General features: G+C 70.6%; 4 protein-coding genes. 1 reads left to right on the forward strand and 3 read right to left on the reverse strand.

The annotated features are described in order from the left end of the window. The 3 genes from ACFCZ1_RS04085 to eccD form a co-directional block, all read right to left on the reverse strand. Positions 1 to 5066, reverse strand: a 5066-nt coding sequence (locus ACFCZ1_RS04085) for a hypothetical protein (RefSeq protein ID WP_376676794.1), incomplete at its 3' end; no start/stop codon positions are given. A gap of 184 nt (positions 5067 to 5250) precedes the next feature. Beyond that, complete coding sequence (eccB, locus tag ACFCZ1_RS04090; protein ID WP_376676795.1) at positions 5251 to 6789, reverse strand: type VII secretion protein EccB; 1539 nt, start codon at positions 6787 to 6789, stop codon at positions 5251 to 5253. A gap of 33 nt (positions 6790 to 6822) precedes the next feature. Then, positions 6823 to 8223, reverse strand: a complete 1401-nt coding sequence (gene eccD, locus ACFCZ1_RS04095; RefSeq protein ID WP_376676796.1) for a type VII secretion integral membrane protein EccD — start codon at positions 8221 to 8223, stop codon at positions 6823 to 6825. 206 nt (positions 8224 to 8429) lie between these two features. Between eccD and eccCa the strand changes: the two genes are divergently transcribed. After that, complete coding sequence (eccCa, locus tag ACFCZ1_RS04100) at positions 8430 to 12377, forward strand: type VII secretion protein EccCa (RefSeq protein WP_376676797.1); 3948 nt, start codon at positions 8430 to 8432, stop codon at positions 12375 to 12377. The last annotated feature ends 112 nt before the right edge of the window (positions 12378 to 12489 follow it).

The following is a 12489-nucleotide window of genomic DNA, read 5'->3' on the forward strand; positions in this document are numbered from 1 at the left end:
CCGGCCACCGACCTGGCAGCCATCGCAGCGGCGACCTCACCCCTCAACACCCCTGCCAGCCCGCCGTCAACAGGACGGAACCCCAGCCGCCAAAAATCATGACACGCCCGGTCGATCCGATCCGCGAACTCCGGAGTCGGGTCCGCACCGCTGCCTTGCAGGCACGACGTCAGCGTGGTCAAGGCGATCTTGGGTTCTCCAACCCCGCGCCCTGCGTTGAGTTCCCCGACCACGGAGGCCAGAGTTCCCGCCACTTGGACCAGGTAACGCACCCTGGCCGTCAGGTCATACGCGGGCACAGCAGCGACAGCGGCGGACACCTCGGCACGCGTCGGGAGGGGGCCCCCGACTCTCGCGCTGAGCAGGCGCTCCAGGGCCCTGATCCGGTCGCCGATCTTCTTGCGCGGCCTCTGGAAGCCCGATCGCATATACCGCACCGATGAAACGTTCACACCGAGCAGGTCTGACAGGGTCGCGGCCCCTCCCACACCGTCCAGCAGGGACACCATCGTTTTCTGGAGCGGAGTCCAGCGGGCACGGACGCGCTCGGCCACCGCCTCCGCGGTCACCGCGGCCCCCTCCTCGAGCAGGCCGTACGCCGCATCGATCCGCTCGACGACCTTCGTGTCCGGAGCCTTCACCCGGCCGCTCAGGATGGACGAAACCTCCTGCGCGGTTACCTCCAGCAATCGGGGCAGCTCTCCTTCCCCCAGACTTTCCCGCAGACAGCCTGTCTTGACCTGGACCGCGCTCAGCGTGCCGCCCGTGGGAAGCCCGGCCTTCTCAGCCACGTCGTCCAGTTCCCGATACAACACGTACAGGTCGTCCACCCGTTCGACGACATCCATCGGCGGGTTCGCGTCATAGTCCGGGTCCTCATACCTGCGCACCGACCTGCTTGAAATGTTGAGCGTGGCGTCTGAGGCTGTGATCTCATCAACCAGCGCCTCCACTCCCCCCAGCTTCCCTCGCAGATAGGCCAGCTTGCCCGCGAAGTCCACCCCCTCCGCGCCGCGGTACCGGGTGACCTCGGCGTCCACCCGAGCGGGGGTCAACCCGCCCTCTCCCGCCTCGAACAGACGCTTGAGCGCATTGATCCTGTCACCGACCTTCATGGTCGGCGTCATCGCGCCCCATCGGTACCTATAGACCGATGCGTCCTGACGCAGGCCATGGAGCAGGTCGGACAACCGCACTCCCTCGGCTGTTCTGCCGGGTACTCCCGCCTGCTCCATCAGATACACCATCGTGGCCTGGAGAGGAGTCCAGCGGGCACGGACACGCTCGTCCACCGCCTCCGCGGTCAGCGCCGCACCCTCGTTGAGCAGGCCGAAGGCCGCATCGATCCGTTCGCGGTGCTCCCCGGTCACGCCGGTCTGCTTCACGCCGCCCACCATGCCCCGCACCCGGCCTGCGGGGATCTGCACCACCTCGGCCAGCCTCTCGACCGGGTCCACACCATCGACCGACCCCAGAGCGTCCCGCACCCGCTCCAACTTCAACTGAAGAAGCGACCTGGCAGGACCCCCGTCCTGGGCAGCGCCGGCTCCGGCGGCAACCTCACCCCCGGCAGCCTGCACGGCAGCAGCCGCCTCCACCACCGGCCGGCCACCATTCAGCCGACGACGCTTCACCCCACGCGCCGCCACTACATCCGCATCCGCCCCACCACGACCACCACCGGCAACGGCCCCGTCCTGAGAACCAGCGTCACCCACTACGAAAGCGCGCGCCATGGGTACGCCCTCCAAAGACAGCGCCCCCTCCTCGCCCCCGGCTCCCTCATCCGACGCGACCGGCTCCACCTCAGACTCCGAAGCAGAATCCGACTCCAGCGCCGACGACACCCCCGCCCACTCATCCGCATCCAGCTCCGAAACCACTCCACCCCACGGCACCGGCTCCGCCACAGCCTCCGAGGCAGAATCCGACTCCAGCGCCTCGAGCACCCCCGCCCACTCATCCGCATCCAGCCCCGAAACCACCTCATCCGACGCGACCGGCTCCACCCCGGATTCCAGAGCAGGATCCGACTCCAGTGCCTCGGACAGGTACCTCAACTCATCCGGGTCCAGACCCTCCGCCAGGTAGTTCACCGCGGGCGCCACCTCGGACATCCCCCGGCCCCCGGGCGCAGGGCCGGACACAGCACCCCTGGCGTTCACGGCGTCATCCACATCGGCCGAGGTCAGGCCGGTACGTCCTGCCTGCAGCAGCCGCCACACCACGTCGATCCGCTCACCGACGGCCTCCGACGGCACCCTCACACCCCTGCGGAACCCATCCACCTCCGCAACACCAACACCCAGCAGGTCCGCCACCGAACCATCCCCCGGCCCCACCGGAAGCCGGTCCAGCAAGTACCGCACCTTCACCCCAGACCGAACCCGACCATACGGAATCCACCGGTCGGAATCCGCCTGGCCCGACCCCAGCAACGCCTGCTCAGCGCTCACGCCGAAGCCGCCCGCAACACCACTCACCACGGATTCGCCCACAGCCCCGGCCGGCGCAGAAGCCGAGTCGGTGGACCACACCGCGTCGACACCGTTCCGGCCCTGAACAGCCGTATCCATCGGGCCGTCACCGGCAGAAGAGCCGGACACCGTGCCGAATCGGCCCGGCCGCCGAGCCTCCTCCTGCCCGTCGAGCTCGTCCTGCTCGTCCTGCTCATCGTGCGCGTCGTGCGCGCCACTGGTGGCGTGCGTGGTCGCGCCGCCGGACTCGGTGGAGATCCGGCCGGGGGACGCAGACGGCTGACTCGCCGTCCGGCCAGAAACGGAGACCTGATCAGCCGACTGACCCGAGGCCCCGTCCGCTTGATACGCCGAACGGCCAGGCAGCGCAGCCGGGCTGACCGTTTGCGAGGCCACCGCCGAAGGCGCGGCCACACCCTGGAACGGAACAGCCCCCACGGACTCGCTCCCCCTCCAGGCCGGCTCCACCGACTGCTGGACCGCCACACCGCCCTCGCCTGTCACCGGATCCCCCGAGACAGCCCCAACAGGCCGCGAAGCAGAATCCGAGACAGCCGTGGCGGACCCCGGGACAACCGTGTCCGAACGAGGTGCCGCAGCGGCAGAGGACTGCCCCTCCACCAGACCCCGCCCCGGGAAAACCGACGGCTGATTCGTCGTAGCCACGGCATCCGGAACCTGCCCGGCGACCTGCCCGGGGGTCTGCCCGGAAACAGCCGCGGACCGGTCCGCCACCACCTCCGCAGGAACCGCCTCACTCAGGTCCGCCGCATCAGCGAAGGCAAAGCGCGAGGGGGTCGACGGCGCCGTCGCCGCCGTGGCTGTCTCCACCGTCCGCACCTGCTCCGCAGCCGGCCCGGCCGCAGCCACCAGGTCCTGCTCCCCACGCCTCCCATGATCTGGCGTCAGGTCACTTGAGGTGGTCTGCGCAAGCCGCGACGGAGCAGACGAGTCCAGTCCCATGCCGGATCGCGGCCCGGCAGCCATAGAGGTCTCGGCGGGAGCGGCCGCCACGGTCGCGGCCCGGACCGCACCGGTGTCCTCCGCTCCAACCGCAGAACCGGCCTGCCCGGTACGGATGTCCGGCACACTGCCTGCCGTACCCACCGTGGATCGCGGAACCGACGCCCCAGAGATGGTTTCACCAGCCACCGGGCCCACCACGGCCACGCCGGACGACACACCATTGGCGCCAGATACCACAACTACCCCAGGGACACCCGGTGCGGCAGCGGCCCCGTGCCCGTCACCCAGGCCCACCACGGGGGCCGGAACAGCGCCCGCGTCGGCGGCCTGGTGTTCCAGGGCATCGCTCTGCCGGCCTTCCGCATCAGAGCGTCCCGTGTCCGAACTGCTCACGGTCGCGGCCGGCGGAGCCAATGCCGGACCGGTCACCTGCCCGCCGCCCCCGCCATCACGGACACCGGGCGCGAAGGCACCAGACACGCCCTGCCCGGCCCGCTCCTGCCCGGCATCCGCCGTATCCGCGGTGTCCGGGGCCGGGCCGGTGTCCGCCACACCATCCGCGACAGACGGGCCCTGCACCGAGAACGTCGTGTTGATCCACGTCCCCGAAGCCACCGCACCACTGTGAAGCTTCTGCGTGACCTGACCACTGATACCCGCACCGAAGAACGTCGCGGCAGAAGAACTCCAGTTGCCGTGGAAGAGCCCACCGCTCAACACCTCGGCCAAAGACTCCGAACCACCCTCGGCCAGGAACCCACTCACCACCCCAGGACGCTGATACCCACGCCCCGCCACCGCGACGTCCCCCGCACCGCCCTTACCGCCGGGCACATGGTTCACACCCGCCCGATCCACCGCAGCCCCGACCTTCGAGGAGACATCACCCGCGACGTCCTTGACCACAGCACCCCGCCCCAGACCACCCCGGATCGCGGCGAAAGACCCCTGGCTGCCCTTCGCGATGACCGGGAAGAACGCCCCCATGAACGCACCCGTCGCCGCGTCCTGCGCGATCTGCGTCCAGTCGAAACCCTTCGGACTGAACTCACCAGACGTGAACGCGATCATCCCCAGCCGGACCGCGAACGACTGGAAGGCCTCCTCGAACGCCTCACTCAAAACAGGCAGCGCGTGCATGCTCTTGAACAGCCTGTCCATCACCGTCAGCACCACCACACGGCTACGCGCCCTCGCCACCGCAGCCCGGCCCGCAGCCGCCCCGGCACTGAACACCGACAACGCGAAAACAGCCAGCAACTCCATCATCAGCCGGATCACCTCGGCCAGGATCTGCCACTTCGCTTCCATCACCTGATACGAAGTCTTGACCCGACCGTCCGCGACAACATCCAACTGCCCCGCGAACTGCTTGAGATGGCCACCCTCACCCACGAACGGACTCATCGCCCGCGCGTAATCGTCCCCCACCCGAGGCGGCAGCGCATTACGAGCACGGACAATCGATTCCTCCGTCAGCTCCGACAACTCCCGGAGCTCCCTGCTCATCTGCCGAAACGGCTTGTGACTGCCATGAGCCAGGTCCTCGTTAGCCTCAATCAGCTTCTCGCCGACCAAGACGAACAGCATGTCATTGACGTGCCCCGGGGCCTGAATCGCCATGAGAGATCAGTGCTTCTTCCTCGTACCGTCACTGCTGGTGGCGCCATGAACCGCGCTGCAGAGAAAGGTTGGCACGAGCTTATGGCTCACATTCCTCGGCAGCACTCAGTCGAGGAACATCTGAGCAAAAGGTCCCTGGAAATGTGCCCGTTCGTACATCACTCCGCGCCGGATCCCCCGATCCTCACCCGGACCCGGGAGACGGGGACTTGCTCCCTTCCCCCGGAGCCTTCCCGGAGGGCAACGAAGGGCCGTTCGCCCCTCCAGAGGTCTTCCCGCAGGTCGGGGGCGTGATCGTCGGAGTGCCGCCGCCCGCGGCCGCGCCCGGGTCCAGGTCCGGTCCCGACCGCAGCATGGACAGCAGCGGCGAGGGCAGCTTCACCACGTCCGAGTCCGCGTACCCCAGTGCCTTCAGCGCGCCGCCGGAGGGCACGCGGTACTTCACGCCGTCCTCGGCCACGAAATAGGTCGTGTCGCCCACCGCCGTACCGCCCGCGCCCAGTGCCCCCACCAGGGCACCCCGGCCCGGCCGGACCACGACGGCGTCCACCGGCAGGCATGCCTCCGCCGATTCCCCGGGCGTCGCCTGGGTCACCGGGGTCAGCGAACCGCTGGGCACCAGCACGGTGCTGATGCGGACCAGTCCGTCCACGGAGCGCACGTGGGCGCAGGCCTGCATGCCCTCTGGCACGCCGACCGCCCCGGGCGGGGAGTCCGGGAGAGCCGCGGAGGCGGCGGACCCGGTCCGGTCCCCCGGGGCCAGGTGTTTTCCGAGGACGTCGGCGCCCAGCGGCTCGGCCTCGGGCGAGCGGCCGCCGTAGGCGTTCTCGCGGGTGGCTGGGTCGCCGAGGACGAGGGCCGCCGCGGTGGCCGAGAGAGGCTCCAGGCCCTCCTTCTGGAGCAGGTAGTACTTCGGGGCGGAGCCGGGCACCCTCACCGCGTACACACGGCCCACCGTGCCGCGTACGTCGCCCAGCGAGGGCCCGGCAGTGCCCCGGTCCGGCACGGCGGGCGGTGCGAGGTCCGTACCGGGGGCCAGGGCGTCCAGGAACGCGGCGGACACCGGGCGCGGGGTCACGGAGCTGTAGCCGAGGGAGACGGCCGCGCCGGAGGCCGTGTCGAGCCGGAGCCGGCTGCCCTGCCAGACCAGGTACGCGGTCTTGTCGGGGCCGGTCACGACGATCGCCTGGTCGGCGGCCATCGCCCGACCGTCCGAGGGGGCTCCGGCGACGAGCGTGGTGGCAGCGGTCCCCGCGGAGCCGAGGGCGGAGCAGACCTGCCAGGCACCGCCGTCCAGGTCCTTCGCCACCGGTACGGAGTCCGGGGCGCCGGGTATGCCGACCGGGGTCCCGACGGGCGTGCCGCGCAGTGAGGCGCTGCGCACATCGGTGGTCTTCAGCTTCCGCCCCCCGATCAGCAGGGCGGAGGCGTAGTTGCGCACCGGCCTGAGGCGGCCGTCGAGGTACAGGTACCGGCCGCCGGTGTCCCTGTTGACGATCAGGGTGTCCGAGGTCCGCCACGAGGTGTTGCCGCCGGGCGAGACCAGCCCGTACACCGCCGCGCCCGCCCCGATGATCACGGCGATGACGACACCGATGACCGTACCCCGGGTGGTGCGCGCCAGCGGGCTCTCCGGGGCGTCGGGGTCGGCGAGCAGCATGCCGGAGGTGAGCCTGCCCATGGCGAAGGTATGGGCCTGGACCTGGTCGCGTTTGGACTGCATGGGATCGTGTTTCCTTCCGGTTCTCTGGGCCGGTCAGCCGTTGATCGCCCGGAGGGCGCCGAAGACGCCGAGCACCCACAGCGTCAGCGACAGCAGGCCGATCGCCAGAGTTGAGTGCAGCAGTTCGGCAGCCCGGCCCCAGTACGGCACCATCCGCCGGCCGGGCACCGTCCAGGAGGCGACGGCCAGGGCGGCGGCCAGGGCCAGCAGCGTCATGACGAGCGCCGGACGGTCGGCGGGAGACAGCCGGGCCCCGGTGGCGACAGCCAGCAGCACCGCCCCCCACAGGCCCGGAAGCACCAGGGCCAGACGCTGCCACACGTTGACCATGCCGCGACCGTGCAGCAACAACAGCAGCGACAGTGTGCCTGCGGTCAGCGCCTGGGGAAGACCGGGCGCTTGGACGAGGGCCGTCAGGCAGCCGGCGCAGACGGCGCCGGTCGCCCCGTACAGGGCCGTCATCCAGTTGCCGGCGAGTTCGGTCCGGGTGGCAACGTCGCTGCCGCTGTAGGGGTCGATGCCCTCCTGCAGCTGCTGGGGGCTCGTGGGCAAGGGGGGCATCCGCATGCCGGCGAGTTTGAAGGACAGGGCCGGTACGAAACCGCCGAGGACGACGGCTGCCGCGGCTGCCGCGGCGCCGGCGCCGTCCTCCCGCACATCGAAGACACTCATCAGGGCTCCGGCGGCGGCCGAGGCGATCGCGACCGTTGCGGTGGCGACGAAGAGCGGCGTGTACACAGCCGCCGCGGCCACCGCCAGCGCGGCCCCTCCGGCGGCTGCCGCTCCCGCGGCCAGCAGCCGGGCGCCCAGGACATGGTGGGCGTCGGGGCCGGAGATCGCGCCGCCGGGCAGCAGCCAGCCGGCCAGCGCCAGGCAGGGCACCGCCAGGAAGCCGAGGGTCGCGCCGGCTGCCGCGTCCCCCACCGCCCGGCTGGCCGTGGCCGCCCCGGCCAGCAGCAGCAGTCCGGCCACTGCCGCCATCACGGAGCGGGGAAGAACGGTGCCTCCCGGCCAGGCCAGAACCACCAGGGAGGTCAGCACGCAGACCGCCACGGCGCCGAGGAGCAGGCGGCGGCCGGCCTGCGGACTCCAGCCGTGCAGCCGCTCGCGTGTGACCTCGGCGATCCCGTCGACCAGGTCGTCGAGCCGCACCTCGGGTATCGCATCGGCGGGAGGACGCAGGTAGAGGACCTCGCCGTCCTTGAGGTCGAGCGACTCCAGGGTGCCTTCGTCGTCCAGGGGGCGCTCGCCCAGTCGTTGCAGCACCCAGCCGCCGTGGTCCAGGCCGTTCTCCTCCAAATCCTCGCCGGAGTAGCGCAGCAGGGTCGGCAGGAGGTCAGCGACGGGCACGTCGGCGGGAACCGCCAGGTCCACGGTCTTGGCGGGGGTACGGACGGTGACATTGCACAGGGCCGTCCCCGAGCTGTCAGTCATTGCAGAGACCACACTTTCCCGGGAATTTCATCCGCGAGCTTGGTATTGGGAGTTGTACGCATGCAGACTACTGACACCCCGAAGTATTGCTGAACGCACGGGGATTATTGCTCTTGGCCCGACTCATGGTCGTGTGCCACGGTTAGGGAGCCCATTTCTTGAGTGCCGTCCTCTTCCGCCGCCCTGCCCGCAGGCGCGGGCCAGAAATGCCCGAGGGTGAATTGGCCCTCCAGGAACCACCGACGCTGCAGGAAGTAGTTCCGGACAGTTCGGCGGTGTGGACCTATCTGCCGATGGCGATGATGTCCGGCTCGATGATGCTGGCGTACATCCGGCCCGGAGGCGGCGGAGGGGCACTGACGTACGTGGCGATGGGCGTGATGGTCCTGGGGTCGGCGGTCATGATCGTCGGCCAGGTGATACGCAAGAGCGGCGAGCGGAAACAGCGCCTGCGCGGCGAGCGTCGGGACTATCTGCGCTACCTGTCGCAGACCCGCCGGAAGGTCCACCGGGCGGTGATCGAGCAGCAGTTGGCGCTCGCCTGGCGCCATCCCGCGCCTCACACCCTGCGTTCGATGGTGCGGACGACACGGCTGTGGGAGCGGCGCACCAAGGACGACGACTTCGCCGAGGTGCGGGTGGCCGTCGGGGATCAGCAACTGGCGATGCAGCTGTCCCCGGTGTCGGCCAAGCCGGTGGAGGACCTCGACCCCCTGTGCGCACACGCGCTGCGCCGGTTCATGCGGGCCTACAGCGCGGTGCCTGATCAGCCGATCGCAATGTACCTGCGGTCCTGGGCCCGGGTGCTGCTGCGCGGCGACGAGGCGGCGGTCCGCGCCCTGGTGCGGGCGGCGCTGTGCCAACTGTCCGTTTTCCACGCCCCGGAGGACCTGTGGATCGCGCTGTGCGTGAGCGACGAGCGCCGGGCGGAGTGGGACTGGGTCAAGTGGTTGCCGCACAACCTGCACCCGCACGAGCAGGACGGCGCCGGACCGGTCCGCAGGGTGGCGTCCGACCTGGACGCCCTGCAGGGTCTGCTCGGCGCGGAGTTCACCGAGCGGCCGGGGTTCGACCCCGAGGCCGTGCCCGGCCGTGAGGAGCCGTTCACCGTGATCGTGGTGGACGGAGGCCAGGTGCCCGCCGGTCACCGGCTCGACGGCGCGGGCTTCCGCAACGTGGTCGTACTCGACCTGTCGGAGGCCCTGCGCTGGCGTCCGGGCCGTACCACCCTGCGGCTGGACGTGCGGCCGGACGGGGTGCGGCTGGTGCGCACCGACCGCAGCCGCAAGGAACAGTCGACCCTGCTGGGCCGCCCCGACTCGGTCGGCCCGGCCGGAGCCGAGGCACTGGCCAGGATGCTCGCGCCGTTCCGGATGAGTCTGACCGCCGACGCCGTGGAGCCGCTGACCACGGACATGGAGCTGACGACCTTGCTGGGGATCTCCGACCTGCACCGCCACGAACCGGACGCGTTGTGGCGGCGCAACACGGGCGCGGCCCGGCTGCGGGTTCCGGTCGCGGTGGGCGCCGACGGGGCCCCGGTCGAAGTGGACATCAAGGAGGCGGCGCAGGGCGGCATGGGACCGCACGGCATGCTGATCGGAGCGACCGGCTCGGGCAAGAGCGAGTTGCTGCGCACCCTCGTGGTGGCTCTCGCGCTGACCAACTCCTCGGAGACGCTGAACTTCGTCCTGGTGGACTTCAAGGGCGGGGCCACCTTCCTGGGTCTTGACGGCCTGCCGCACACCTCGGCGGTCATCACCAACCTGGCGGACGAGGCGGCCCTGGTGGAGCGCATGCGGGACGCCCTCCACGGCGAGCTGATGCGCCGCCAGGAGCTGCTGCGAGCGGCCGGCAACTACTCCTCCACCCTCGAGTACGAGAAGGCTCGTGCTGCGGGAACGCCGCTGGCGCCGCTGCCGAGCCTGTTCATCGTGGTCGACGAGTTCAGTGAACTGCTGGCCGCGCACCGGGACTTCATGGAGCTCTTCGTGATGATCGGCCGGCTGGGCCGGTCCCTCGGTGTGCATCTGCTGCTCGCCTCGCAGCGTCTGGACGAGGGGCGCATGCACCAGCTGGAGAGCCATCTGTCGTACCGCATCGGTCTGCGCACTTTCTCGGCCATGGAGAGCCGCGGCGTGCTGGGGGTCCCGGACGCCTACCAGCTGCCGTCGCAGCCGGGCGCCGGCTTCCTGAAGAGCGGCGTGGAGGAACTCACCCGGTTCCGGGCGGCGTATGTGTCGGGCGTCTACCGGTCACGCCGGGGCGCGGTGGTCCAGGCGCGGGTCGCCAGCCAGGTGGTGCCGTGGACGGCGGACTTCGTAGTTCCCCGGGCACCGGCCGCGCAGCCCGACCCGGAGCCGGAGACGGAAGCGGAGGAGGAGAACGCGGCCACCCTGCTGTCGCTGGCCGTGGAGCGCCTGTGCGACGCCGGACCGCCGGCCCTCCAGGTGTGGCTGCCGCCGCTCGACCTGCCGCCCACCCTCGACGGGCTGCTGCCCGGCCTGTCCGAGGACCCGGAACGCGGACTCGCCAGCGCCGGCTGGCCGGGGACCGGTCGGCTGAAGGTGCCGGTGGGTCTGGTGGACAAGCCGTTCGAACAACGCCGCGAGCCGCTCGTGGTGGACCTCTCGGGCAGTGGTGGGCACATCGCGGTCGCGGGTGGCTCGCAGAGCGGAAAGTCGACGGTGCTGCGCACCCTGATCACCGCCCTCGCGCTCACCCACACCCCTCGCGAGGTGCAGTTCTACTGCCTGGACCTCGGAGGCGGAACGCTGGCCTCGCTGGCCGGGCTGCCTCACGTCGGTGGCGTGGCGAACCGGCTCGACGCCGAGCGGATCAACCGTACGGTGACCGAGGTGAACACCCTCCTCAACCAGCGTGAGCAGCTCTTCCTGAGCCACAACATCGACTCGATGGCGACCTACCGCAGGCGTCGCGCGGCCGGCGAGTTCCAGGACGAGCCCCACGGTGACATCTTCCTGGTCGTGGACGGGTGGGCCACCCTCCGCCAGGACTTCGACGCGCTGGTGCCCGCCATCAACCAGCTCGCCGCCCGGGGTCTGAACTTCGGTGTCCACCTGGTGGTCGCCACGGCACGCTGGATGGAGCTGTCCAGCCAGGTGCGTGACCAGGTGGCCACCCGGCTGGAGTTGCGGCTGGGCGACGCCATGGACTCGGTGGTCGACATCCGCAAGGCGAAGACGGTGCCGCGCAGTCCGGGCCGTGGCCTGACGGTGGACGGCAAACTGCATTTCCTGGCGGCGCTGCCCCGCATCGACGGCCGGGAGAGCGCCGACGACCTCACCGAGGGCGTGGCCGATCTGGTGGAGAGGGTCGCCGGGTGCTGGTCGGGCCCCTACGCGCCGCCCGTGCGGACGCTGCCGCAACGGCTGCCGGTCTCGGACCTGCCGGAACCGGAACTGGCGGACGGGCTGCGGGTTCCGCTGGGTCTCGACGAGGAGACCCTCTCGCCGGTGTGGCACGACTTCAGCCGTACGCCTCACCTGATCGCCGTCGGCGACACGGAGAGCGGCAAGACCAACCTGCTGCGGCTGGTCGCCTCGGCGATCACCGCCCGTTACAGCCCCAGCGAGGCCCGCATCCTGGTGGTGGACTACCGTCGCACGCTGGTCGAGGCGATACCGGAGGCGTACCGGATCGGGCACGCGGTGTCGCTCGACGCCCTGCGGGAGCTGGTGAGCGGTTCCATTCGGGCCATCAAGACCCGGGTGCCGGGGCCGGACATCGCTCCGTCCCGGATGCGCCTCGCGGACTGGTGGAAGGGGCCGAGGCTGTTCGTGCTCGTCGACGACTACGACATGGTCGGCGGCGGCCTCGCCGCAGCCCACCCCTTCGACGCGTTCTTCGACCATCTCGCCCTGGGGCACGAGGTGGGGCTGCACATGGTGGTGATGCGGTCCGCGACCGGTGCCGCCCGGGGTATGAACGACCAGCTGCTCAGGCGCCTCGACGAGGTCAACACCCCAGGCGTGCTGATGTCCTGCCCGTCCTCGGAGGGTTACGTCTTCGGCAACATCAAGCCGCGCAACCTGCCGCCCGGCCGGGCGCAGTACATCGCCCGACGCAAGGCCGTGCTCATGCAGACCGCCCTGCTGGACGAGCCGGACGTGGACGAGCCGGGCGGGCGGTAACCGGGCGGGAGGAACAAGGCGCACAGAAGCCGGGCGGCAGTGGCCTCCCGCTCGGCGGGAGCGGCCCGGCGGAGTTCCGCCGGGCCGTGGGGGACGCCCTCTTGTCCGGCCG

Source organism: Streptomyces sp. NPDC056224, assembly GCF_042267665.1.
Classification (GTDB): domain Bacteria; phylum Actinomycetota; class Actinomycetes; order Streptomycetales; family Streptomycetaceae; genus Streptomyces.